This window comes from Steroidobacter gossypii (assembly GCF_016801985.1).
GTDB classification, from domain to species: domain Bacteria; phylum Pseudomonadota; class Gammaproteobacteria; order Steroidobacterales; family Steroidobacteraceae; genus Steroidobacter; species Steroidobacter gossypii.
In genome coordinates, this window is record NZ_JAEVLS010000001.1 from 1686508 (window position 1) to 1711619 (window position 25112).

Annotated in this window: 23 protein-coding genes; 12 read left to right on the plus strand and 11 right to left on the minus strand. The window is 62.5% G+C overall.

Annotation, left to right across the window (positions count from 1 at the left end; translation table 11 throughout):
- Positions 1-9 precede the first annotated feature (9 nt).
- Positions 10-3669, plus strand: a complete 3660-nt coding sequence (locus tag JM946_RS07345; protein WP_203166495.1) for a M1 family aminopeptidase — start codon at positions 10-12, stop codon at positions 3667-3669.
- A gap of 232 nt (positions 3670-3901) precedes the next feature.
- Here the strand turns inward: JM946_RS07345 and JM946_RS07350 are convergent, their stop codons facing one another.
- Positions 3902-4822 (minus strand): pirin family protein, encoded by a 921-nt coding sequence (locus JM946_RS07350; RefSeq protein ID WP_203166496.1) that lies wholly within the window; start codon positions 4820-4822, stop codon positions 3902-3904.
- A 236-nt stretch (positions 4823-5058) separates the two neighbouring features.
- Between JM946_RS07350 and JM946_RS07355 the strand changes: the two genes are divergently transcribed.
- Together JM946_RS07355 and JM946_RS07360 are read left to right on the plus strand one after the other, a co-directional pair.
- Positions 5059-5490 (plus strand): VOC family protein, encoded by a 432-nt coding sequence (locus JM946_RS07355; RefSeq protein WP_203166497.1) that lies wholly within the window; start codon positions 5059-5061, stop codon positions 5488-5490.
- Positions 5491-5494: 4 nt separating this feature from the next.
- On the plus strand, positions 5495-5884 hold the full coding sequence (locus JM946_RS07360) for a hypothetical protein (RefSeq protein WP_203166498.1): 390 nt from the start codon (positions 5495-5497) through the stop codon (positions 5882-5884).
- Positions 5885-5978: 94 nt separating this feature from the next.
- Here the strand turns inward: JM946_RS07360 and gcvA are convergent, their stop codons facing one another.
- A complete protein-coding gene (gene gcvA, locus JM946_RS07365; RefSeq protein ID WP_203166499.1) occupies positions 5979-6887 on the minus strand; it encodes a transcriptional regulator GcvA in 909 nt (302 codons plus the stop codon).
- A gap of 133 nt (positions 6888-7020) precedes the next feature.
- On the opposite strand from gcvA, the gene JM946_RS07370 reads away from it, so the two are divergent.
- From JM946_RS07370 to JM946_RS07380, 3 genes are read left to right on the plus strand one after another with little or no spacing between them, the layout of a single operon-like run.
- Positions 7021-7233, plus strand: a complete 213-nt coding sequence (locus JM946_RS07370; RefSeq protein WP_203166500.1) for a hypothetical protein — start codon at positions 7021-7023, stop codon at positions 7231-7233.
- Complete coding sequence (locus JM946_RS07375; RefSeq protein ID WP_203166501.1) at positions 7230-7424, plus strand: hypothetical protein; 195 nt, start codon at positions 7230-7232, stop codon at positions 7422-7424. The genes JM946_RS07370 and JM946_RS07375 overlap by 4 nt, the downstream gene beginning before the upstream one ends.
- A 30-nt stretch (positions 7425-7454) precedes the next feature.
- Positions 7455-7592 carry a hypothetical protein gene (locus tag JM946_RS07380; protein WP_203166502.1) on the plus strand — a complete coding sequence of 46 codons (138 nt, stop codon included), beginning with the start codon at positions 7455-7457 and terminating at the stop codon, positions 7590-7592.
- On the opposite strand, the gene JM946_RS07385 is transcribed toward JM946_RS07380, so the two are convergent.
- Positions 7580-9007 carry an aminotransferase-like domain-containing protein gene (locus JM946_RS07385; RefSeq protein WP_203166503.1) on the minus strand — a complete coding sequence of 476 codons (1428 nt, stop codon included), beginning with the start codon at positions 9005-9007 and terminating at the stop codon, positions 7580-7582. The genes JM946_RS07380 and JM946_RS07385 overlap by 13 nt on opposite strands.
- A gap of 97 nt (positions 9008-9104) precedes the next feature.
- On the opposite strand from JM946_RS07385, the gene JM946_RS07390 reads away from it, so the two are divergent.
- Positions 9105-10070 carry an EamA family transporter gene (locus JM946_RS07390; RefSeq protein ID WP_203166504.1) on the plus strand — a complete coding sequence of 322 codons (966 nt, stop codon included), beginning with the start codon at positions 9105-9107 and terminating at the stop codon, positions 10068-10070.
- On the opposite strand, the gene JM946_RS07395 is transcribed toward JM946_RS07390, so the two are convergent.
- Positions 10006-11031, minus strand: coding sequence for a DMT family transporter (locus tag JM946_RS07395; protein WP_322110908.1), 1026 nt, complete (start codon positions 11029-11031; stop codon positions 10006-10008). The two genes, JM946_RS07390 and JM946_RS07395, sit on opposite strands and share 65 nt — an antisense overlap.
- Between JM946_RS07395 and pcaF the strand changes: the two genes are divergently transcribed.
- Complete coding sequence (gene pcaF, locus JM946_RS07400; RefSeq protein ID WP_203166506.1) at positions 10991-12193, plus strand: 3-oxoadipyl-CoA thiolase; 1203 nt, start codon at positions 10991-10993, stop codon at positions 12191-12193. The genes JM946_RS07395 and pcaF overlap by 41 nt on opposite strands.
- Positions 12194-12211: 18 nt before the next feature.
- Here pcaF and JM946_RS07405 read toward each other — a convergent pair whose 3' ends face one another.
- Positions 12212-12685: a hypothetical protein gene (locus JM946_RS07405; protein ID WP_203166507.1), complete on the minus strand. Its 474-nt coding sequence runs from the start codon at positions 12683-12685 to the stop codon at positions 12212-12214.
- 352 nt (positions 12686-13037) lie between these two features.
- On the opposite strand from JM946_RS07405, the gene JM946_RS07410 reads away from it, so the two are divergent.
- The 3 genes from JM946_RS07410 to JM946_RS07420 all read left to right on the plus strand — a co-directional run bounded on the left by JM946_RS07410 (position 13038) and on the right by JM946_RS07420 (position 17263).
- The gene (locus JM946_RS07410) at positions 13038-13529 is read left to right on the plus strand and encodes a hypothetical protein (RefSeq protein WP_203166508.1); all 492 of its coding nucleotides are present in this window, start codon (positions 13038-13040) and stop codon (positions 13527-13529) included.
- On the plus strand, positions 13530-15827 hold the full coding sequence (locus JM946_RS07415; RefSeq protein ID WP_203166509.1) for a tetratricopeptide repeat protein: 2298 nt from the start codon (positions 13530-13532) through the stop codon (positions 15825-15827). It begins immediately after the preceding gene.
- Positions 15828-15901: 74 nt separating this feature from the next.
- Entirely contained in the window at positions 15902-17263 is a 1362-nt protein-coding gene (locus JM946_RS07420) for a phospholipase D-like domain-containing protein (protein ID WP_203166510.1), read from the plus strand.
- On the opposite strand, the gene JM946_RS07425 is transcribed toward JM946_RS07420, so the two are convergent.
- Both JM946_RS07425 and JM946_RS07430 read right to left on the minus strand, forming a co-directional pair.
- Positions 17241-17936 carry a response regulator transcription factor gene (locus JM946_RS07425; protein WP_203166511.1) on the minus strand — a complete coding sequence of 232 codons (696 nt, stop codon included), beginning with the start codon at positions 17934-17936 and terminating at the stop codon, positions 17241-17243. The genes JM946_RS07420 and JM946_RS07425 overlap by 23 nt on opposite strands.
- A gap of 33 nt (positions 17937-17969) precedes the next feature.
- Positions 17970-18812: a sensor histidine kinase gene (locus tag JM946_RS07430; RefSeq protein WP_203166512.1), complete on the minus strand. Its 843-nt coding sequence runs from the start codon at positions 18810-18812 to the stop codon at positions 17970-17972.
- A gap of 190 nt (positions 18813-19002) precedes the next feature.
- On the opposite strand from JM946_RS07430, the gene JM946_RS07435 reads away from it, so the two are divergent.
- Entirely contained in the window at positions 19003-20100 is a 1098-nt protein-coding gene (locus JM946_RS07435) for a helix-turn-helix domain-containing protein (protein ID WP_203166513.1), read from the plus strand.
- 17 nt (positions 20101-20117) lie between these two features.
- Here JM946_RS07435 and JM946_RS07440 read toward each other — a convergent pair whose 3' ends face one another.
- From JM946_RS07440 to JM946_RS07455, 4 genes are all read right to left on the minus strand, one after another.
- Entirely contained in the window at positions 20118-20993 is an 876-nt protein-coding gene (locus JM946_RS07440) for a porin family protein (protein ID WP_203166514.1), read from the minus strand.
- Between the two features lie 79 nt (positions 20994-21072).
- The gene (locus tag JM946_RS07445) at positions 21073-22209 is read right to left on the minus strand and encodes a DUF1513 domain-containing protein (protein ID WP_203166515.1); all 1137 of its coding nucleotides are present in this window, start codon (positions 22207-22209) and stop codon (positions 21073-21075) included.
- An 11-nt stretch (positions 22210-22220) separates the two neighbouring features.
- Complete coding sequence (locus JM946_RS07450; protein WP_218042636.1) at positions 22221-23603, minus strand: di-heme oxidoreductase family protein; 1383 nt, start codon at positions 23601-23603, stop codon at positions 22221-22223.
- Entirely contained in the window at positions 23604-24815 is a 1212-nt protein-coding gene (locus tag JM946_RS07455; RefSeq protein WP_203166517.1) for an imelysin family protein, read from the minus strand.
- Between the last annotated feature and the right edge of the window lie 297 nt (positions 24816-25112).

The window sequence follows — 25112 nt, forward strand, 5'->3', positions numbered from 1 at the left end:
GAGTCGCACATGCTCTGGGAATTTTTCCGCTTCGAGCTGCGTTACCAGCTTCGGTCGCCGCTGCCGTGGGTGATCGCGCTGGTATTCGCGCTACTGGCTTTCGCTGCGACCACCAGCGACATCATCACCATCGGGGAGGGCATCGGCAACGTTCATCGGAACGCGCCGTATGTGATTCTCACGTTTCTCGATGTGTTTTCGACGCTCGGCATGTTCGTGGCCGTGGCGCTGATGGCCCAGCCGCTGTTGCGCGACTTTGAAATGGGTACGGAAGAGCTGTTCTTCAGCAAGCCTGTGCGCAAGTCGAGTTATCTGTGGGGCCGTTTTGCAGCGGGCTGGACCATGGCGGTGATCGTGATGGTCATCACCACGCTCGGCATGATTCTAGGCTCGTTCATGCCTTGGATCGATCCGCAGCGGCTCGGGCCATTCTCGTGGCAGCCGTATCTTTGGGGCTTGGGCGTCATCGTCATTCCCAACCTGCTGTTCGCCGGTGGGTTGCTGGCCTTGCTGGCCGTGACCACGCGGCGGCTGCTGTTGGTGTTTCTGGGCGTGGTGGCCTTTCTGGTGTTGTGGTCCATCGCCGGTTCTCTGGCCGAAGACATTCAATACGACACCATCTCCGCGCTCATCGATCCGCTGGGTGGCGAAGCCATCTCGCAGGTGATGCGTTACTGGTCGGTCGCCGAACGCAATGTGCAGTTGCCGGAGGTCACTGGGCTGGTGCTGCTGAATCGGCTGCTCTGGACGGGTGTGGCCATCGTGCTGCTGGTCGCCACGCAGCTGCTCTTCAAGCCTCAGCGAAAGCGCGCGAAGCAACGTTGGTGGCAACGTTCGCGGCAGCTGGAGGATGGCGCGATCCCGTCTTCGAGCGCCGTCGCTCGATCTGCGGTGGCGCTCCCGGCGGCGCCTCGAAAGTTCGACAGCGCGACCGCGTTCGGCCAGTTCACGCACCTGGTCTGGTTCGATACCAAGGCGGTGCTCAGGAGCATTCCGTTCCTGGTGCTGCTGGCATTCGGGATGTTCAATTATCTGGGCGGCTCGCTCGCCATGGACAACATGTTCGGCACGCCGATCTATCCAGTCACGGCGCTGATGATGGAGTCCATGCAGGGCAGCTATCAGTTTCTGCTGATCATCATCGTGACCTTCTATGCCGGCGACGTGTTGTGGCGCGAGCGCGATGCCAGGATGTCGGAAGTGACCGATGCGCTGCCGGTGCCGAACTGGGTACCGTTGTTGGCCAAGCTTGGCGCGATCACGGCAGTGGTGATCGCGTTCATTTTCTTCGGCGTGCTCGCGGCCATGGGCTTCCAGCTGTGGCACGGCTACACCAATCTCGAGCCGCTGTTGTATCTGCAGGCGGCGGTCATCGACGCCTGGCCGTTCGTGCTGATGGGTGTGCTTGCGTTGTTTCTGCAGATCATCAGCAATCAGAAGTTCCTCGGCTATCTGCTGCTCATCCTGGTGCTGCTGGCGCAGATCGTGCTCAGCCAGATCGGTTACGAGCACAACCTGTATCTCTACGCCGGCGCGCCGTTCATGACGTACTCGGACATGAACGGCTATGGTCATCTGCTCGAGCCGTGGGCCTGGTTCCAAAGCTACTGGACCCTGTTTGCCGCGGTGTTGGTGGTGCTGGCGAATGCATTCTGGGTGCGTGGCACCGCCTCGAAATGGAGCACGCGCTGGCGGCAGGCGCTCAGAGAGATGCGTGGTTCGCAGAGCGCGGTGCTCGCGTCGCTGGTGATTGCGTTGGTGCTCACTGGCGGTTGGATCTTCTATAACACCAACGTAGTGAACGAATATCTGCCCGAAGACGTGGCACTGGATCGACAGGCGCACTTCGAAAAGCAATATCGCCAGTTCAAAGGGCTGCCGCAGCCACGCATCGTCGACGTGCGGGCGGATGTGGACATCTTCCCTGAACAGCGCCGGTACGAGATCCGCGGCCACTATCGGTTGATCAACAAACACGAGGCGCCGATTCCCGAGTTGCACGTTTACACCCAAGTGGGCTCACGGCTGCGAGTTACGGCGCCCGCTGGCTTGGTGGTGAAGCATGAAGACCGTGCAGCCGGCATGAGGATCTATGCGTTGCCTGAGCCGCTGGCTGCCGGCGCTGCGCTCGATTTCCAATTCGTTCTCGAACGAGCAGAGCGCGGCTTCACCAACAACGGCATGCCGGCGTCGACCGGTGCGGGCGACATGCGGTCCACGCTCAACGCCAATGGCACCTTCTTCAACAGCAACGAGCTGCCGCACTTCGGTTACGACGAATCGCGGCAGATCCTGGATCGCAACGAGCGTCGCAAGCGCGGTCTGGGTGAAGTGCCGCGCAAAGCGAAGCTGGAAGACGAGCAGGCGCGCTACAGCATGGGCATGGTCGATTCGGACTGGATCAACTTCGAAGCTACGGTGAGCACCAGCGCGGACCAGATCGCGCTTGCCCCGGGCTACCTGCAGCGCGAATGGGTGGAGAACGGTCGGCGCTATTTCCATTACAGGATGGATCAGCCGATGCTGCCGTTCTATTGTTTCCTGTCGGCTCGCTGGGAGGTGAGGCGCGGCGAGTGGAACGGTCTGCCCATCGAAATCTATCACCATCCCAAACACGCCTATAACGTCGATCGAATGATCGATGCGGCTCGCAAGTCGCTCGACTATTTCACGGTCAATTTCTCGCCGTATCAGCACAAGCAGGTGCGCATTCTGGAGTTTCCGCGCTATGCGAAGTTTGCGCAGAGCTTTGCGAACACGATTCCGTTCTCGGAGAGCATCGGCTTTATTGCCGATCTGAGAGATCCGGAAGACATCGACTATGTGTTCTACGTGACTGCTCACGAGATGGCGCATCAATGGTGGGCGCATCAAGTCATCGGCGCGGATGTGCAGGGGCAGACCATGCTCATGGAGTCGTTGTCGCAGTACTCGGCGCTCATGGTCATGGAGAAGGAGTACGGTCGCGAGCACATGCGTCGCTTCCTCAAGTACGAGCTGGATCGTTATCTACGAGGACGTGGCGGCGAGCTGATCGAAGAGTTGCCACTGATGCGGGTTGAAGATCAGCAGTACATTCACTACGCCAAAGGTTCGCTGGTGCTGTATCGGCTGCGGGACGAGATCGGCGAGGAGAATCTCAATCGGGCGCTGGCCAATTACATTCGCGACAAGGCGTTCCAGCAGGCGCCGTACACGACGACGCTCGAGCTGCTCGATTACATTCGTGCGCAGGCGCCTTTGGACAAGCACACGCTCATCGATGAGTTGTTGGCGAAGATCATCTTCTACGACAACCGCGTGGTCTCGGTCTCGGTGACTCCGCGCGATGGTAAGTTCGATGTGACCATCGAGTATGAGGCGGCCAAGCGTGAGAGTGATGGCATGGGGCGGGAGACTGACGTCGCCTTGGACGATTTCATCGAAGTCGGTGTGTTCGCTCGCGTTCCCGGCGCGAGTGAGCGCGATGAAGAGGTGCTGTACCTCGAGCGCCGCCACATCACTCAGCCTCGCGGCTCGCTCACAGTGACCGTCGACGCCATGCCCTATGACGTGGGTGTCGATCCTTACAACAAGCTCATCGATCGGTTGCCGGATGACAATCGGAAGGTTGTGAAGGCGGGGGTGGCGAGTGCTTCCTTGCCGGAGCAGCAGCAGAGTAAGAGTTAGGTCGGTGGCTTGCAGCGCCGGGGCGGGGTATCTCCTCCTCGGCACCGCTGTACCCGCCGCGCGTCGCTTGTACATCCTTGTAGCGCTAATGGGCCGACATTGCGCTTCGCAGTCCTGCTCCGCGCAAGCCCAGGGTGTCCATCCATGTACACCCGCTCGGCGGAGCGAAGCGGTGCTTCGCTGAAAGGCGCCGCCGAGCCCCTGTCGGATGCGCGGCGGTGGTATCGGCTGATCAGGTTCGCGGTGGAATCAAGCCGAAGCGGCCGCTCTGGTAATCGCGGAACGCTTGCTCGATTTCCTCGCGCGTGTTCATTACGAACGGGCCATACCTTGCCACCGGCTCGTTCAACGGCTTGCCGGAGAGAAGCAAAATCTCCGCCGGGCCGGAAGCATCACCGGCCACGCTCAGTTGTACCGAGTCGCCGGAGCCGAGCAACGCCGCCTGGCCTTCGGCGACGGCGCGCTGATCGCTGCCGATCGTCGCGTTGCCTTTGAACACGTACACGAGGCCGCTCTGCTCGGCGGGCACCGATTGCAACAACTCACCACCTGGTTGGATGGTGAAGTGAAGCATCTGAATCGGCACTCGAGTGTCGATGCGCGCAGCCTTGCCGCAAGACTCGCCGGCGATGACGCGAACGAGGACGCGGCCGTCAGGCGTTGTCGCCTGCGGAATATCCGTGGCTCGCAAGGTCTGATAGCGCGGCGTCATCATCTTGTCGACGGCCGGCAGATTGACCCAGATCTGGAAACCCTCCTGCAAACCGCCTTCGCGATGGAAGCGCTCGGTGGGCATCTCGGAATGGATCACGCCGCCGCCGGCGGTCATCCACTGCACGTCGCCCGGACGCAGTACGTCGGCGTTGCCGAACGAGTCGCGATGCTCGTTCTCACCGGCCAGCACGTAAGTGACGGTTTCGAAGCCGCGATGCGGATGATCCGGCGCGCCGATCGGGCCGCCGGGCGGCCATGTCACGGGGCCGAGGTGATCGATCAGCAGGAACGGATCGAAGTGGCTGAAGCCGGGCGTTGGAAATGGCCGGCGCACCGGAAAGCCGCCGCCTTCCAGCGTGCTCACGGACTGCACCAGTCGGGCCACGCGCCGAGGCTCGGCGGGGGAAGTCGTCGAAGCTAAGGTGTTGATGGCGTTCATGGGAGTATCCTGACACGCTTGTCGAGGCGCATCTGCGGCCTACAAGGCATGACAGTTATCACGCCGCAGCATGCATCGTGAAATCTGCGAGGCCGGCGGGCACCTCGATCCGATGGCCGTTCGCGAGCGAGTCGTCCGCCGGCGACTACTGTGTTCGGAGCGGCGACGCGTTAATCTCGTGACTTTGCTCACACATTGACCGGGCGCTCCGCCGCCGCCACTGACGAGGGTTCTCGATGACCGCCAGAATGCTGGTCAATATCGACGTTGACGACCTGGCCAAGGCCACCGACTTCTATTGCAAAGCTTTCAACCTGCACGTCGGCCGCCGCTTCGGCACTGACGCTGTCGAGCTGCTGGGCGCGACGTCGCCCATCTATCTGCTGGTGAAGCCCAACGGCACCGTGGCTTCCGCAACCAGCCGGCACCTGCGCTCCTATGCGCGTCACTGGACGCCGGTGCACCTGGATTTCGTGGTCGACGAAATCGAAGGCGCCCTGGATCGGGCGCGCAACGCCGGCGCCCGACTCGAGACCCAGGTCAAGACCAACAACTGGGGCAAGATCGCCATGCTCGCCGACCCGTTCGGCCACGGCATCTGCCTGATCGAATTCATCGGCCGCGGCTACGACGAAATCGCTACCCAGAACGATTCGAAACAGCGGTGACACCGTGGCGCCCACGGCTGGCTTAGTTTGCTGGAAATGCGGCGCTTCCCTCGCAGACCTGACGCTGCCCTTGCGCCGCCTCGAAGAATGCCGTCAATGTCACGCCGAGCTTCACGTTTGCAAGCTGTGCGAGTGGTACAGCCTCAGCGTCGCCAAGCACTGTCGCGAGACTGTGGCCGAGGAAGTCAAAGATAAGGAGCGCGCGAACTTCTGCGACTACTTCAAACCCCGCCCGGACGCCTATTCCACCAGCAACACCGCCGCCGCCACCCAAGCCCAAGCCGAACTCGACGCTCTATTCGGCCGCCCGAAACAAGCCGACCCCACACCCCAACCCTCCGCGGCCGACAAAGCCCGCGCCGAACTAGAAGCGCTGTTTGGCAAAAAGAAATAAACCGCGCTCACACCCTCTCACTCGCCATCCAAGAGGCCTGAGCAGCTCCGCAGGCCACTGACGCCTCTCTTCCGCAGGCCACTGAGGTGACAAACTAATCGCTGGGCGGCGGATAAACATCGTGCGAAGACTTCGACTCCTTCTCCAGCCACTCCATGACCCCGGCAAGCATCGGGTCATTGAGCCGGCGTGGCAGGCACACCGCGTAGATCGAGTACTCGGACTTCACTTCCGTCTCGAAGACCTTCACCAATCGCCCTGCCGCGAGCTCGCCAGCAGCGAACACTTCCGAAGCGAGCCCAACACCCTGACCCTCCAGCGTCGCCTGAAGCAGCGAATTGCGATCGCCGCAGATAATCCCGCGCCGAGGATTGACGTTCTTGGCTCCAACCGCCTCGAGCCAACGAGTCCAGCTGCGATAAGAATCATCGTGCAATAAAGTGAAGTGCCGCAGATCGTTGATGTTCTTCAACGGCGGCCCGCCCTTCAGCAGCGCCGGCGCGCACACCACGATCTCGCGCGGCCGGAACAACGGCACAACGTGCAGCCCCGGGTAATTGCCACGCCCGAAACGAATGCCGATATCGACATCTTCGCGCGCAAAGTCCACCAGCTGCGCCGTCGTAATAACTTGAAGATCCACGTCCGGGAACAACATAGAGAACGTTCGCAACCGAGGCATCAGCCAGCGAGCGTTGAAAGAAGAGAACGTCGACACGGTCAGCTTCCGCCGCACCGTCGGCGTGGATACATCTTCGAGCGCCGACGCCAGTCGGTCGAAGGCGGCACGGGTGCCTTCAGCCAAGAGGGCGCCCTGAGCCGTCAGCCGCAAGCCGCGCGGCAAACGTTCGAACAGCTTCACCCCCAGCCGCTCTTCCAGCTGCTTCACCTGCCGGCTGACGGCCGCATGGGTGACGTTCATTTCCTCCGCCGCGGCGCTCAGGTTCAGGTTCCGGGCGGCCACATCGAAAGCCCGCAGGGGGCCCACTGGGATGCGCTTCATGACGGTCGCATAAATCGCTTCTGCTGTGACTTTAAATCATAGATCGCGGTCACAAAGTATCGCTATTCGCGGGAAAACGCCAGGACTACGCTACGTCTCCATAACCGAGATGCATATCTCAATGGAGGCTTCTATGGACGAGTACCTGTTCATGACCCTGGCCAAGCTGAAAGCCGACCGACTGAAGCTGGAGCGTGAAGCGCGCCGCGCCGAGCCCGATCCCGAGCAGCTGCGACTGCAGTGGGCCGAGCCCGAGCCGCGCCGCGCGCCAGCCTCGCACCCGGTTCGGCAATCGCTTCTTGCCCGCTGGTTTTCACAGCAGCCTTTATGGAGGGAACAGTCATGAGAACGTCACTGACATTGGTCGTGGCCGTGGCCATCAGCCTCGCTACGTTGAGCGTTCTGGAGTGGAACACTTACCGGCATCTGCCCGCCGGGGAAGTGACCATCGTCCAGATCGAGGAACCGACTTCGGTCGCGCCGCTGGCGCAGGCCGAGCTCGACAGTCAGCGCGTGCGGACTGCCAACAGGCTGTAACGACTCAATCCTGGACTGGAGGGAATCGCCATGGTCTTCGTATTGATCACCTTTACCGCGGCGCTGGTTCTGGATCTGGCGGTGCTGGCAATGTTGAAGATCGGTCTGCGCGATGCTCCGGGCGGCACTGATGCCACCGGCGCGTGGGGCCACCATCAGCCGTGCTGATGGACCAGCCGACCGAGCTTCTCGATGGCGCGCTCGATGGTGGGCGTCCAAAGCATGCCGCAGCTGATGCGAATGTAGTTGCGGTAGTCCGCCTTGGCGGAGAACACCAGGCCGGGCGCGATGCCGATGCGGCTGGCGAGCGCGGTTCGGAACAACTCCGCGCCGTCCACGCCGGACGGCAGTTCGATCCACAGCACGATGCCGCCGTTCGGGCGCGACACGCGCGTCCCAGGCGGGAAGTAACGAATGATCGCGTCGGCCGCGCTTTGCGAGTTGGCGGCGAGCGTCGTGCGCACGCGGCGCAGATAGCGATCGTACCCGCCGCTCGCGTAGTAACGGGCAAGCACCAACTGTTGCAACGTCGGGCACGCGACCGACGAGAAGAATTTGGCGCGCGCGATATCGGCATGGAACTGCGGCGTCACTGCCCAGCCGATGCGATAGCCGAGCGCGATCGTCTTGGACACGGAGCCGCAGGTGATCACCATGCCCGCTTCGTCGTAGGCGCGCAGCGAAGTGGGGCGCACGTTGCCGTAATGCAGGTCGCCGTAGATGTCGTCTTCGATGATGGGCACTTCGGCCGCCGTCAGGATCGACACGATCTCGCGCTTCGCATCGTCGGGCGTGACGCTGCCGGTCGGATTGTTGAAATTGGGCATCAACACCGCGGCGGCAAGTCGCGTGGTGCGCGCGATGTTTCTGACGGCATCCACGTCGATGCCGGTGCTGGTGTGATTGGGCACTTCGACCACTTTCAGTCCGAGGTACTCGACCACTTGCAGCACGCCGAAGTAGGTGGGCGATTCCACCAGCACGGTGTCGCCAGCCTTGCACAGCACCTGCAGCGACATTGTGATCGCATCCATGGTGCCGCTCGTGATCACGACGTGCGCCGGATCGGCCGGCGCGCCCGCGAAGGTCATTCGCTTGGCGACTTGCCGTCGCAGTTCTTCGTGCCCGGGCGGCAGCAAACATTCGCCGGCGTGCGCGGGGTGGTCGCGCAGCACCTCACGAATCAGGTTGTTGAGTCGCTGATTCGGATACAAGGCAGGCGACGTGAACGCGCCGTTGAGTTGCAGGATGTCCGGTCGCGCCAATGCTTCGCGACACGTGTCGAGCGTTTCGGTCGCGATGGAAGTGGGCCGACGCGAACGAGAAACTTTGGGTCGCGGCGGTGGCACGGCGGCACGCGCCGGCGGGCGGACATAAAAGCCCGACTGCGGTCGCGCTTCGATGAGTCCGATGTTTTCGAGGTGCAGGTAGGCCTGCACCACCGTGGAAATGCTCACCTTGGCGGTGCGGCTCATGGAGCGCACCGAAGGAATGCGTTCATTTCCCCGCAACGCTCCACTGGCAATCTGCGCTTCGACCAGGCGGGCGACGCGTTCGTAGAGCAGCGGTTCTTCGACGGACATGCTCGACCTCAACTGTATTGGTCGCGGGTCAGTCTACCTGAATCTGTACTGCTTGCCAGCCTCGGCTAGAGTACGCAACCGAGTCAAAGGACCTTCCATGTCTTCCTCCAGCACCGCCCGATTGTCGGTGGGCATGCTCGCCGCTTTCGCCGCCATCTATTTCATCTGGGGCACGACCTACCTCGCCATCGCGGTCGCCATCAAGGAGATCCCGCCGTTCATCAGCGGCACGGTACGTTTCCTGATCGCCGGCCTGGCGATGTATGTATGGCTGCGCTGGCGCGATCCGCGGCCCATGGCCAACGTGGACATGAAAATGGCCGCGCTCACCGGCGTGCTGTTGTCAGGCATTGGCAATGGCCTGGTGTTGTGGGCTCAGCAGGGCATTCCGTCCGGCATCGCTGCGCTGATCGTCACCGCGGTGCCGGTCATCGTGCTGTTGTTGGATTGGGCGTTCTTCAGCAAACGCGCTCCCACCCGGCAGGCGTTGATCGGCACGACCATCGCGGTGATCGGCGTGGTCGCGATCGTGACGCACACGCGCTCGCTGTCCGGCGATGCCAATATCTGGTACGTGTTGTCGCTGCTGATCGCGACGGTCGGTTGGAGCTTTGGCACCCTGGTTCAGAAGCGAGCCGTGCAGCCCGGCACGGTGTTGAGCTTCACCTGCGCGCAAATGATATTCGGCGCGTTGTTTCAGGCGCTGATGTCGGTGATCGATGGCGAATGGACCCACTTCGAGCCGTCGTCAGTGGGCTTGGGTTCCGTGCTGGCGATCGTTTATCTGATCGTGTTCGGCAGCATCATCGCGCTGAATTGTTATTTGTGGCTGCTGACTCGCGTCGCTGCTCCGAAGGTCGCGACGTATGCGCTCGTGAACCCCGTGGTAGCGTTGCTGCTCGGTGCGCTGGTACTGAATGAGCGGCTCACGCCGCTCGCCGTGACCGCTGCGGCGCTGGTGCTGGTCGGTGTCGGCCTGGTGTTGTTCCAGGGTGTGTTCACGCCTGCGCGGTTGATGTCGTTTGTGAAGCGCGCGCCGCCAGCAGTCGCTCGCGGTGAATGACGAACAGGCCGCTCGCGACGATGATGGCGGCGCCGATCAGCATGCGAGCGCTCGGCACCGTCATCCACAGCAACCAATCGAACAGCATGCCCCAGGCAAGGGCCGTGTATTCCAGCGGCGCGACCACCGAAGGGGCCGCGAGTCGGAACGCTTCGGTCAAGAAATGTTGGCCGAGTGCGCCGCTCACTCCCATGATCGCGATGTAGTACCAGTGATCCCATAGCACCGGCACCCATGCCGGGATGGAGAGCACGCCGGCGAAAACTGCAGTGAGAGACAGCGCCCAGAACATCGTGGCGATACTGGTCTCGGTCGGTTGCAGCACGCGGATCAGCAACACGCCGAGTGCATATGCCGTGGCGGATGCGATGGCCGCCAGCCCGCCGAGAATGGCCATTCCGCCCAATTCCAACTCTGTGCCGCCGGGGCGTACCACCACGAGCACGCCGAGCATGCCCGCCGCCACCGCGGCCCAGCGCTGCCAGCCCACACGCTCGCCAAAGAAAGGCACGGACAATGCCGTGATGAGCAGCGGTCCGGACATGAAAATGGTGTACGCGTTCGCTAACGACAGCCGGCTCACGGCGTAGACAAAAAAGTACAGGGTCGCGACCTGCAGTACGCCGCGGAGCAGATGCAGTCCCCAGCGATTCGGCATGAGATCTTTCCAGCGGCCGAAGTACGCCGTCGCGATCAGGATGACTGGCAACGAAGCCAGGCCGCGAATAAACGTCACCTGCATGGCAGGATAAGTTTCGGCGAGGCGCTTCATGCAAAGATCGAGGACGCTGAACGAGGCGACCGCGACCAGCATGCAGAGGATTCCACGGACATTTTTGGCGGGCATATGAGCGCATGCTACGCGTCGCCGTGTAACGCGGCTAGAATTCAGGTTGCTATAAATCATCGAGATCGAAGTCATGCGCCAGGTCTTTATTTGCGACGCCGTTCGTACACCCATCGGCCGCTATGGCGGGGCTCTCGCCAGTGTGCGCACCGACGATCTCGGCGCGATTCCGATCAGGGCGTTGATGCAGCGGAATGCCAAAGTCGACTGGGCCGCCGTGGACGATGTTTACTACGGCTGCGCCAACCAGGCCGGCGAAGACAATCGCAACGTGGCTCGCATGGCAGCGCTGCTGGCGGGACTGCCGGATGTGGTGCCCGGTGCGACCATCAATCGTTTGTGCGGCTCGGGTCTGGACGCGGTAAATCTGGCGGCGCGCGCGATTCGTTCCAATGAAGCCGAACTGGTGATCGCGGGTGGCGTGGAGAGCATGACCCGCGCGCCGTTTGTGATAAGTAAGGCGGACAGTGCATTTTCACGCACCGCCAAGATCGAGGACACGACCATCGGCTGGCGCTTCGTCAATCCTTTGATGAAGGCGAAATACGGCATCGATTCCATGCCGGAGACGGCGGAGAACGTCGCTGCCGAATTCGGCGTCAGTCGTGCGGATCAGGATGCGTTCGCCTTGCGGAGTCAGCAGCGTTACGCCCGAGCTCATGCCGCGAAGTTCTTCGAAGCGGAGATCACGCCAGTGGACATTCCGCAGAAGAAGGGCGATCCGATCAGGTTCAGCGCCGACGAGCATCCGCGTGAGACTTCGATCGAAGCGCTCGCGAAGTTGAAAGGTGTGGTCAAGCCGGATGGCACGGTGACGGCCGGCAATGCATCCGGCGTGAACGACGGCAGTTGCGCGGTGTTGCTCGCCAGTGAAGCAGCGGCCGTAAGATTCGGCCTGAAGCTGCGGGCGCGCGTCATTGCGACGGCAACGGCGGGCGTTCCTCCTCGCATCATGGGGATCGGCCCGGCGCCGGCGACTCGGAAGGTGCTGAAGCTGGCGAAGCTCGAGATCGGTCAGATGGATGTGATCGAGCTCAACGAAGCATTCGCTGCGCAGGGTCTGGCGGTGACGCGTCAGCTCGGTTTGCCCGACGATGCGGAGCACGTGAATCCGAACGGTGGCGCCATCGCCATCGGACATCCGCTCGGTGCGAGCGGCGCACGGCTGGTGACGACCGCGCTCAATCAGCTGGAAAAAACTTCCGGCCGCTTTGCGTTGTGCACGATGTGCATTGGCGTGGGACAGGGCATCGCCATGGTGATCGAGCGCGTTTAACGCTCGCTTCGCTGTTCGCTACTGGCACGCCGCCTGGCACTGGCGCAGCTCGGTGCGACAGACGTTCTGCGCATCGCGCTCGTTGCGATAGCAGTCATACCGCATCGATGCGATGTTCTGTTGGATGACGTCGAGACACACGTCGTAGTGGTGAGTGAAGCGCGCGACGAAATCGCCTGGGCCGGTCCGGCGGCCCGGGTTCCGGAAGTAGCTACAGAAGTAGGTGTAGTCGTTATTGCGCATGGTCATGGGATCGCGCCCGCTGTTGGCGGCATTGCGCGAACACTCCTGACGGGCCTGGCGCACTTCGCTGTTGCAAGTGCCGTTGGCGAGCTCGCACTGGGTAATGCATTCCTGGCGCGCGCTCTTGACGGATGAGGTCTGCTTGGCGACGCGCTCGGGCGCGCTGGAGGTCTCGTCGGCGACGCTGACACCGAGCCACGTCAGCGCCGCGCATAAACTTCCCAACCAGACCCAGGCTTTGCCGTTCATTTTGTCGTCGCCCCGCCGTTGCTTGCAGCATCGTCGCCAGCGGGTCGTGGACCGTCAAGCCATCCTGGACGTAGGTACTAGTTAATCCTCGGGATCGGGCATCCTGCCACGACCCTCGTGCGAGACCGCAAAAGGCGCGAATTTTGCGGCTCGCCGCCGCCTGTGGCGGCGGGGCACATCCATGTGCCCGATAAAGTTCTACGAATCACGCGGGAACTGGAATGGTTAAGCGCCGGTCTGTTCCATATGGCAAGAATTCCTCGTTGCGGGCGGCCCCAGTAGTTGATCAGGGGGCCGGCCGCGTTATGCTGCTGCGTGTGTCCAGCCGCGCCTGTCACCGAAGTGCCCTCTCATGAGTCAACAGTCCGAAGAGCGCCTGCCTGAGTCAGCTTCCACTGAGCCGGCTGGTGCGCCGAGCGCGCGCATCCTGCACTTGAAGGGGCGCCAATACGACCTGCAGAAAGCCATTCAGCAGCGCGCGCAGGAGTCCGTCGAACGTGAAGCTGCCCTCGATCATGAGGAGCGTCGTCCCAAGCCGCTCAAGTGGACGGTGGCGCTGGCGATCGCCGCCATTCCGATCGTGCTGACCCTGTTTGCCGTGGACAGCTTCCTGACGGTGTTCCATAAATACCTGGGCACGGTGTCCGAGCAGATCGAGCAACAGCAGGCCTATGAAGCCGCCGAGGCTGCCGCCGCGGCGGCCGCCGCAGAAGAGGAGGCGGCGAATCAGGCCAGATCTCCCGACGTGGTGATGCTGCAGCCCATGAACATTCCGGAGCAACAGCCGAAAGCTGCCGCTCCTCAACCGCCGCCGACCGAGTCGGCACCAAATACAAAGAAATAAATGAACTGGCGTGGGCGGCGCGCGTGGGGCGCGTCGCTGATCCTTATCTTGGTCGCGGTGATCGCGGCGCTGTTCTATCGGCAGTCGCGTTCGCCCGTCGATCCTCCTCCGTCCGTCGCTGCCGTTCCAGCGGCTCGTCCCGCTGCGACTTTCGTCGATGAATCGTCCTGCGCCGGTTGCCACGCCGAGCAGGCTCAGGCCTGGCATGGCTCGCATCACGACCTCGCCATGCAGGAGGCAACCGACGCCACGGTGCTGGGTAACTTCGACAACGCGACTTTCAGCAAAGACGGGGTGCGCACGCGCTTCTTCAAGCGCGATGGCAAGTATTGGATCAATACCGATGGCGAAGACGGCCGGCCCACCGACTTCGAAGTGAAGTACACGTTCGGGGTCGAACCTTTGCAGCAGTATCTGCTCGCGCTGGAACGCGGTCGGCTGCAAGCGTTCACGGTCGCTTGGGACGTGAACGAGCGGCGCTGGTTTCACCTGTATCCGGAGGAGCGCATCGACCATCGCGATCCGCTGCACTGGACCCGACCGGCGCAGAACTGGAACTTCATGTGCGCGGAGTGCCATTCCACTGACGTGAAAAAACACTTCGATCTGAGCACGGGCAGCTACTCCACCAGCTGGCAGCAGATCGATGTGGGCTGTCAGGCGTGTCACGGTCCGGCATCGAATCATGTGACGTCGAATTCGCCGGGCAAGCAGGATTTTTCGTTGGACTTTGCCGCCGCCGATGCGACCGCGCAGATCGAGACGTGCGCTCGCTGCCACTCGCGGCGATCCGTGATCTCCAGTGACTATCGTCACGGCGAGCGGCTCATGCAGACGCATTTGCCTTCGCTGCTCACGGCGGATTTGTATTTTCCCGATGGACAGATTCGGGACGAGGTGTACGAGTACGGATCGTTCCTGCAGTCGAAGATGCATGCGAAGGGCGTTCGCTGCAGCGACTGTCACGAGCCGCATTCGTTGCAGCTGCGTCGTGAGGGGAATCAGCTGTGCACGGGTTGTCACAATGCGGGCGCGCCGGCGGCCCGGCCCAGCATTGATGTATCCGGCTTGCAGCACAAGGACTACGACTCGAAGGCGCATCACTTCCACGAGCCGGGCAAGCCGGGATCTCAGTGCGTGGACTGCCATGCGCCGTCGCGCGTGTACATGCAAGTCGATCCACGGCGCGATCACAGCTTTCGCATTCCGCGCCCCGATATCTCTGATCGACTAGGAACGCCCGATGCCTGCACCGAGTGTCATGAGAAACGATCGGCAAAGTGGGCCGCGGAGCAAGTGGCGAAGTGGTACGGCCCGGAACGGCGTCAGGAAGTGACAGTTGCGGATGCCTTCGCAATGACCCAGGGCGCGCAATTCGATGTCTCCGGCGCTGAGCGCGCATCGCGATCGCCTGCAGCACAGGCGTCGCCAGCCACGGCAGCGGTCACGCCGGATCGTGAGCTTCAACGCATCGCAAGCGATGCAAGCATGCCGGCCATTGTTCGTGCGTCCGCTATCGAACGCCTGCAGGCGTATCCGAGTGAGGCCGCATTGAATGTGCTGCAGTCCGCGACGCGTGACGCCGATCCGTTAGTACGCATGGCCGCGGCGGATGCGTTCACTCTGTTTCCGCCGGCGCAACGTGCGGCCGTACTGCCGCTAGTGAATGATCCGGTGCGCGCAGTGAGATTGGCGGCGATCACGTCCGCGCCGCCCGAGCGTTTGAACGCAAACTCGATTGCGGAGTACGAGCGGGCACAGCTGGAGAACGCGGATCAGCCAGGCGCTCACATCAACATCGGAAACATGCGCGCCTCATTGGGCCGCGTGGCTGAGGCCGAGGCTGCGTATCAAACCGCCATCAGACTCGACGAAACATTTAGCCCCGCATATGTGAATCTGGCAGATCTCAAAAGTCGTGCGGGCGACAATGGCATGGCCATCGCCGTGCTGCAGGCAGGGCTGGACGCGCAGCCCACCGAAGGTCCGCAGACCGCCGCATTACATCACTCGATGGGACTCGCCCTGATTCGTGAGCGGCGCTACGACGATGCAATCGCGGAGCTGCGGACCGCGGCCAAGCAGTCGCCAACGGATGCTCGCTACGCCTATGTGCTCGGAGTCGCGCTCTACGATACCGGCAAAAAGCAAGAAGGGATCGCCACGTTGGAGCAAGCGCTTCGCCGCCATCCCACCGATCGCGACTTGCTCGGCGCCCTGGCCGCCTACGCGCGCGACGCCGGCGACACCCAGGCTGCCGCCGAATACATGAAGCGAATGTCCGGCGCCTCGAACTGACAACCAGTTGCTGCAGTCGCGCATCGCCAATCTGCTACCCTGCGGCACCTCCCGGGACAAGGGATGCAAGCTTAATGATCGTCGATTGGCTGCCGACTCCTTCGCAGCATTTTCTGGTCAGCGCAGTGGCGCTCCTTGTTTACATTCTCACCAGTCGCGCCAGCGAGCAGCGGCGCGCGCCGACGTCGGCGATCGCCTGGGTGCTCGGCCTCTCGCTGCTGCCGTATCTCGTGTTGCCGCTGTACCTGTTATTCGGCCAGCGCAAGCTCAAGCCCGTGGCCATTCCGTATGCCGGCGTGGTCGTGGAGGGGCCGCACTGGGCGGCAGAGCTCATCGAAAGCTTTGGCCTGGCGCCGCCCTCGATTTGCAAGATTCGCATGCATGCCGATGGCGTCGAGGCGCGCGCTGCGCTGTTCAAAATCATCGACGAGGCGACTCGTACGCTGGACGTCAGCACCTTCATCATCGGCAACGATGCGTTCGGAAGTGACATTGTCGCGAGGCTCGCGCGTCGCGCCCGAGAAGGCGTGGAGGTGCGGCTCATGCTGGATGGCTTCTTCGCCATCCTCGCACCACGCCGCTACAAACGAGAGCTGACAGCCGCTGGCGCCAAGGTGGCGGTGTTTCGTCCGTTCTTCAGCTTCCGCCGCCTCGGTCCACGCAACCTGCGTAATCATCGCAAGCTCGTGGTCGCCGACGATCGTTATCTTTGGTGCGGCGGTCGCAATCTGGCCGCCGAATATTTCCTCGGCGACGCGCGGGGCAGGATCTGGCCCGACCTTTCTTTCGATCTCGAAGGGCCCGTCGCTGTTGCCGCCGGACGTCAGTTCGACCTCGATTGGAGCACCACGCATCCGCGCCTTCCGCTGCGCGAGCGCCAAGCAGTGACCGTCGAAGGCGGCGAGCTCGCGCAGTTTCTGCCGAGCGGGCCGGATCAGGTGGAAGACACCGCGCAATCGCTGTTGATCGACGGCTGTTATCGCGCGCGCCGTCGGCTTTTAATCGTCACGCCGTACTTCGTGCCGGATGACAGTCTGCGTGCGGCGATGCGGCTCGCGGCTCGTCGCGGCGTCAAGGTGACCATCGCCATTCCCCAGCGCTCCAATCATCTGCTGGCCGATTTCGTGCGTTCCAGGCCGATGCGCGATCTGGCCGCGGCCGGCGTCGAGTTCCGGCTGTTGCCGCAGATGGTGCACGCCAAGGCGGTAGTGATCGATGAAACGCTGGCGATGTGCGGCTCCATCAATCTGGACTTGCGTAGTCTGCTGCTCAACCACGAAGCCGCGGTGGTGTTCTATGGCCGGCCTTCCATCGACTGGCTGGCGCAATGGATCGCCGCGACGGCGGAGCAGGGGTACGCCTATCGTGCCGAACCGCCCAGCCTGCTGCGCGACATCGCCGAAGGCGTGCTGCTCACTGTTGCCTTCCAGTTGTAGAGCCCGAAGAGTCGTCGAACGACAGCTTCAGCCCCACCGTCTCGGCCGCGCGCACCACGTCCACCAGGCGCGTCAGTTGCAGCTTCTTCATCATCTTGGCGCGCTCCGACTTGATGGTGCGCTCGCAGGCCCCGACTTCCACCGCCACTTGTTTGTTGAGCTTGCCTTCGGCCACGCCGGCGAACACCACCCGCTCGCGCTCGGTCAATGTTTTATAGCGTTCCAGCAATTCGCGGGCTTCACGGCGCGCGATGAAGCGTTGCACAGCGACTTGGCGGGCGTGCGCGATGGTCGCGAGTAGTTTTTCCGAGGGCACCGGCTTGACCAGGATGTCCAGCGCGCCGGACTTCATGACTCGCACGCTGATGGGAATGTCGGCGAACGCGCTGACGAAAATCACCGGCAGCACTTCATCGTTCACGCGCCGCTCGAACAGCTCCAGCCCGTCGCCGTCCGGCATGCAGATGTCCAGCAGCACGCAGCCCGGCCCACCGTCCAGGTGCGCCTGCTCGAACTCGGCCAGCGTGCCATAGCCATGCGCTTGCAAGTTGTTTGCTTTGAACAGCCGCAGCAGACTGAGTCGAAAACTGTCGTCGTCGTCGACGATATGAACCGCGAAGCCGTGCGCCGCGTCGAGCCGCGGCTCGAGCTCGAAACCTCCCCCTGTATCCATGTGTCCCGTTCCCCTTCCTGTTTTGCCCCTCGTTCACGCCGTCTGCAGCGGAATCGTGAACTTGAAGACGGCGCCCCCGGCCGGGGTTCCCTCCTGCCAGATCCTGCCGCCATGAGCCTGCACGATGGTGCGTGCAATGGCCAACCCCAGCCCCATCCCTTCTTGTTTCGTACTGAAGAATGAATCAAAAATCCGTGGTCGATACGCCGCCGCGATGCCCGGTCCAGTGTCGGTGACCGTGATGGCCGCCGAGTATTTGTCATAACGGCTGGTCGCGACGTCCAGAATACGCTCGCTCGCCCCTGGAGCGGTATTGGAAGACATCGCATCCATGGCATTGATCATCAGATTGAGGAGCACCTGCTCGATGTGAATGGAGTCGCCATGGATGGGCGGGAGGGCCGGATCGAGCGCGCTGCGCACCGTCACCCGTCGTTTGCGCGCTACGGGCTGAATCAGGCTGATCGCGGTGGCCGCCACTTCGTTCAGATCGATCATGGTGGTGTGCAGCTCGCGTCGCTTCAGCAAGGAGTGCAAATGACGCACGATATCGTTGGCCCGCAGATCGTCGCGCCGGATGTCGGCGAGGATGCGGCGGACTTCTTCGAGCGGCGGGTGCGGCTGGTTCAGCAGGCTCTCGGCCGCGTCGGCGTTGGTCAGGATGGCGCTCAGCGGCTGGCTGATCTCATGCGCGATGGAGCCGGCGATTTCGCCGACCAGGGCGAGTCTGCCGGCGTGCGTGTCGGCGCTTCGCAGGCGCTGGGCCTCGCGCCGCGCCGAGCGCCGGCGACGGGCGCGCAGCGCCCAAAAGGCCAGCGCGGCGCCTTGCGCGATCACTAACAACACCAGCAATGACATCAGGATCGGCTGTCGCACGGGAAAGACGCCGCAAACGATCGATGGCGGTGTATCCGGAAATCCGCGACTTTGCCCATTCCGCGTATGTACGGCTGTGAGGATTCGGCAACAATTGCCGGCCGATAAGAAGTTAACGGCAGATTACGGCAACATAGATATTTCGACGGAGCGTTGAGCGGACTTCAGTCAGGCAAGGGAGGAGAAGCCGATGGCAAGACTGGTATTTCGGGACTTCGATGAGTTTGCCGAAGCAATCACGGGGGTAGAGGGGCGATTCATTCCGACGGCGCGTTCGACCGCGGAATGGTGGTCCGAAGCGGTGCGGCCGGGCTCCGTTTCACTACAACAGATTCAGATTGGCAGTGCGACCACGTTTGCCGGCGACGGCGAGCCCGGTCGCTATACGCTGGGCCTGCCGATGACCGACGCCACCCAGATCCGGATCGACGGACACTTCCTCGAAGAGGACGCGTTCATCGTGCTGCAGGAAGACCAGCCATTCACCTTCACTGGCCATGACGTGGTGCGTTGGGCCGGCGTCAGCGTGCCCACCGACACCCAGTTGATTCCTCTCGATCTGTTTGCGAACACGCGCTCGGGCACCGGGCCGCGCACGCGCTCGGCGCTGCCTTATCTGAATCGGCTGCGTTGGGTCACCGAGCGGGCCATCTCGAGCGACATCGATTTCAGCGAGCCGGCGGCGATCGCGGCGGCTGAAGAAGAGGTCGCGCTGTGCCTCACTCACGTGCTCGAGCGCAGCATGAAGGTGCAGGACCGGCACGTCGGCCGGCCGCAGTTTTCACGCAGCCGGGTGATCGCGCGCACTTTGCAGTTGATCGAAGCGAACGAGGGTCAGCCGCTGTTCGTGGACGATCTGTGCCGGGCGACGCAAGTCAGCGAGCGCACGCTAAGAAACATCTTCCACGAGTTCTTCGGCGTGGGTCCGATGCGGCTGCTCAAGGTTCGTCAGTTGCGTGAGATTCGCGCCGCGCTGTTGCGGGCCGATCCTCAGCGCGACACCGTGACGCGCATTGCCGCTCGGTACGGCATCTGGGATTTCAGTTTGTTCGCGCGCAACTATAAAGCGCTGTTCGGCGAATCGCCGTCGAAGACGTTGCGCACGCCGCAGAACGAGTCGAAGGCGCGCTCCTCGCTGTCCTGGCTGCACTATGCCTCGCGCATTTTTATCGATGACATGCGGGCCCCCACGCCCGACCCGCATGTCCTCGACGTGAATGGCGAGGACGAGCAGCCGCCGGTGATCATCCAGTCGGCCGAGCCGCCCTCGATGCGGGCCAAGAACTGAAGGATCGCAGCACCGGTTTAGAGGCTGGCCCGCAGGAACAGCAGCGGGCCAGCCATCTGCAGATCGACGAATCCCGGCGTGTCGACGTCGCGCGAGTCCACTTCCACGGCGAAATGGCGATAGCCCAGGCCCCACACCAGGTGCGGATTCATGCGCCAGGTGAGCGCGGCGCGCGCATCGAGCACCGAGCCGTCGACCTCGTCGAACTCGACGGACAGATATTGAACGCGCGCCTCCACCGACCAGCTGTCGTCGAAATCGAAGCGACCCTCGATGCCGGCTAGCGGCAGCGGCGTGACCCCGGTCTCCGCCTCGCGCACCACGCGACTGCGTACCACCGCGTTCGCTTCCACTTCGACCACTTGGATGCCGAAGGTGAGCGCCAGATCGAACTCTCTCAGCTTCACGATGCTGTAACCGTAAGTGAGCCCGACCAGTGTCAGGTTGAGTGTGCTGTCCACAACCTCGCCCGGCTGATAGGTCTGCTCGTCGAACACGATGGTGCGGCCAATGGCCTGCTCCTGGTTGCGACGCAAGCCGAAGCCGCTGAGCCGGAGCAGGTGACGCTCGCCCGGCAGCAAAGTGATCTCGCCGAGCGGCAGGATCTTCATGTCGTCGAGCCCCAAGTCGTCCTCGGCGCTCACCATGGTGCCGGGCGTTGCGATCGTTCGATCGATGCGCAGATCGGTGTCGATGGCGGCGCCGAGCGTCATTACTTCGACGCGAAAGCGATCTTCGACCACGTGAGGCTTGGGCTGCGGCGCCCAGTCAGGCAGCTTGTCGTTGGTGGGCTTGTTGTCGGCGGCCTGCGCGACGTTCAACGCGAGGCCCAGCAGCACGCTCGCGAGCAGATGCTGACTCAGCCTCGATCCGACATTGCGTTCAGGAATCACGTGGGCACTCCGGTTGCAGGCGTCGTCGTCGCTGAGGCCTCGGGCCCCGGCGACTCGTCAAACCATTATGCCCGTGTGCTCACGCGGTCGCGACCCAGTGATCGTCCCAGCGAATCGGTTGCGAGCTGGCGATGTTCAGAAACTGTGAACGCAGTCTGCTTTCATCCAGATCGTACGCCGTGCCGTCGCGTTGTGACGCGACGATGGAACCGTCGGCGACTCGCGACAAACCATATGTTTCCGACGCGGCGATGAAGCCGAGATAACGTTCCTCGCGCAGCGACCAACAGGCGACACCGCCGCCGTACGGGCACGCCGCTGCAATCAGGTCGTGCGCTTCGCTGATGGCGACACTCGCGACGTAACCTTGAAAACGCGGTGTTTCTTCGGGCGGCGCGGTCAACAGGCGAAACTGCGCTTGCTTGCCCGCCGCCGCTGGACGATACAGCGCGACGATGCCCGGCGCCTGTTCTTTGTTTCCTTCATATTGCAATCCCACCGCAGTAATGCCGCTGGCAGTCATCGAGACATGGCGAATGCTCAGCAGATGATCCGGCAGACGCCATTGCTCCTGGCATTCGCCGCTGGCTGCATCGAGCACACACAGCGACGGATCCATGGTGGGAATGTTCAGCTTGCGACGAAAGGTGCGCGGATGCGTCATGATGCCGCCGTTGGCGACCAGCAACGACCGATGGTCGGGCATCCAGGCGACTTCATGCGGATCGATGCCCTGGGTGTCGAGTTCGCCGACGACCTCGAAGTTGCGCGCATCGCGGACAACTACAACGCCGCGCACGCGCTCGTAGTCGTGTTCAGGCGTGAAGATCAGATCGCCATTGGCTGAATAACTGCCGTGACCGGCGAGATGACGACCGGGCTGCGTCGTGAATACGACGCGCGCTTGCATGGACGTGCGATCCAGCTCGAACGCCTGCGTTCCCGGGCGGCGCGCGAAAAACAAAACGCGATTCGGATCGGTGGGATGAACAGCGCAACCGTGAGCGCGCATGGGCACACGCGCGCCGAAAACCTTCTCATCCTGCAACGACAGGCCACCGACATATTGATCGCCGCGGGCATCTTCGAAGGCGGAGAGCAGTGTACCGGTGCGAGCTTTTCCTTCCGATGAGAACAACAATCCGCCAGCGGCAACGGCGCTCAACGAAGCGGACGCCAGCAGGAACTGGCGGCGAGAGAGTTTGGAGACAGGCATACTCGAGCCTCTCATAGAGAGTCGATGAACTTCAGCAAAGCTTCGCGATCCTGCCGGGACAGATTGCGGAATGCCTCCTTGGCGCGTTCGCCTTCACCGCCGTGCCACAGAATCGCTTCGCTCACATCACGTGCGCGACCGTCGTGGAGCAGGCGCGTGTGGCCGTTGACCGTCTTCTGCAGCCCCAAGCCCCACAATGGCGAGGTGCGCCATTCGCTGCCGCTCGCGGCGAAGTCGGCGCGACCGTCGGCGAGGCCTTCGCCCATGTCGTGCAACAGCATGTCGGTGAACGGATGGATGGTTTGTCCGCTCAGCCAGGGTTGTCCCTCGACGTTGCCCGTCTTGAACGAGGCGCGGTGGCAAGACTCGCAGCCGCTGTCGAGAAACAACTTCGCGCCGCGCTTTACTTCCGGCGCGTCCAGGTTGCGACGCACGGGCACGGCCAGCATGCGTTGGTAGCTGACCATGTGATCGAAAATCTCGTCGCTGATCTCCGGTTGGCCGCCCGTCGGTGCGTTCACGCATTCGGTTTGCACCGGCATGCAGATCTCCTGCGGACGGAACGAGGAGGTCATGCCCATTTCGCTGGAGAAGGCAGCCGCGGTTTGATGCGCGATGTCGGGCTGATTGAGTTTCCAGCCGAACCGGCCCAGCACCGCGCGGCCGACCAGCGGATCCCAAACGTAATTCGGGCGACCCGAGATGCCGTCCTTGTCGGCGTCTTCAGGATCGTTGCGCTCCAGGATCTGCTGCTCTGGAATGGCTTCCAGCAACCCCGAGCCGAACACGGCGGGAGCCACTCGCGGCGACAATTTCGTATCGGCCGCGAGCTCTCCGTAGGCCAGCTCTTCAAGCAAATATTCCGGTGCGAGCAACGTGTATGGCGTGCCGTCCGCATAGGTGCCCGCGATTTGGCGATGACGAATACGGAGCTTGCCTTCCGGGGGCACGCCGCCGATGGCGAACGGATTGAAGTTCACGCCGTAGTTGGGATCGGCCTGCGGCTCGTTGTTGTCGCCCGGGGTCGAGGTCGCGAACTGAATCACCAGCGATACTGGCTGTTCATCCTCTTTGAGTGGCGGTACACCGCGGCCGTCATTGTTGTGACAACCATCGCAGCTGCGTGCGTTGAACAGCGGACCAAGGCCATCCCGCGCGCTGGCGCTCGCAGGAGCAACCACCCACGGACTGTTGAAGAAGGCGTTGCCGATGAAAAACTCACCGCGCTGCGCGACGCTGAGGTTGGTCGCCGGGCGCGAGAACGCATGCCGCGACGACTCGCTCACCGTCATGGCTCCGCCCGAGTTCGGTTGTAACAAATCGTCCGTCGATATGCCTTTCGAACAGGCGCCGAGCAGCAGCATCGTGCCCCACAGGGCCGCGCGGGTCACCACCTAATCACCCAATCCTTCGAGATCGGAAAGGAAGATCTGAATGGCTTGTGCGCCACGCGAGAACGACAACGCCTGAGCGCGCAACGAATCGATCGCGGCTTGCATCCGTGCGCGACCTTCGGCGTTCTCGGCGAGAATCTCGCGATCGAACGGATTCTTGATTTCGGACAGCGCTTGACGTGTGCGCGCCAGACGAGCTTCGATTTCCTCAGCGGCGCGCGCGTCCTTGCCCTTCACCAGGTCTGCGAGACTGGGTCCCTTGACGGTCGAGCCATCGAGACGCTTGTAGGTGCCGAAATAAACACTTTCGATGCCGACCGCATTGGCGCGCAGTTCCTCCGCCGTCAGGTCGCTGAAGCAGGACTGTTCCTCTTCCTGGTCGGAGGACAGCAGCGGCACGTTCATGCGCTCGCCGGCCATCTCGACCTCCGACAGCGCGGCGATGCCCGTGAACATGCGCTTCATGCTGGTGTAAACGTCGCCGGTGAGGAATTCAGTTCGATAGTTCCGCTCCTTGGACTCGCGCCACTGCGCGGCCACCGATTCCAGATCGCTCAAGATCAGCGTGGACGCGGCTTTCAGATACTCGCCGCGGCGAGCATTCACATCCGTGGCCGGATCGCCTTGCGGAATGAAGTCCGTGTAGGGACGCTGGCCCGCCGACTCCGGCGGATCGTTCCAGTCCTGGCCCCACAACAGAAACTCGATGGCGTGATAGCCGCTGGCGATGTTCTTTTCGCCGCCGGCTTCGTTCTGGTCGGCGATCAGCTCGGGCGTGATTTCCGGAAACTGCTCGGGGTTGCCGATGATGTTGAGCCCGGGCGTCGCGTTGTACTTGTCCACGACCACGGCGTCGATGTGGTTCTCGTCCAGCGGCCAACCGTTGAGTTGCCCTTCCGGACCGTTCTCGCCATCGATGGGGCCGCCGTAGAAGCGGAACGCTTCCGTGTAAGCGTACGGAATGCGCGCGGCACGCCAGCGCTCGCGGGCGGCATTCAATGTTTCCTCGCTCGGATTCGCAAGCAATGCATCGATGGCAGCGTCGAGCTCGCGCGCCGTCGCGATCGTGTCTTCGTAGGTCGCCAGCACGATATTGGCGTAGTTCTCGAGCACCGGAATGCGCTCGTCCTTGGGTTCGGTGCGCGTGCAGCCGGTCACCAGAGACAAGCACAGGGCAGCCGCGGCAGCGGACTTGAAAGCGGATGCGAGCATGAGGGTCGCTTTTGTAAGAGGTAGGTGCGGCCCGCCACGGGCGGGGACACTGCGATTTTATTCGCAAACAAGAATGACTCGCAATTAAGAATGCGTCATGCCGCTGCCGCCGTCCGTTTTTAGAGGGTTTTTCCGGGCCGGCGGGGCCCTTCAGTGCGAAACACGTTTCCGCTAATGGGATGGTCCGCCCCGCTTCTCAACTTGGCGGATAAGGCCAATGATTGGGATTCCTACGTCTCAATCGGAAGCGGAGCAGACCATGAACAAGATTACCGTAGTGGGGATCGATCTAGGCAA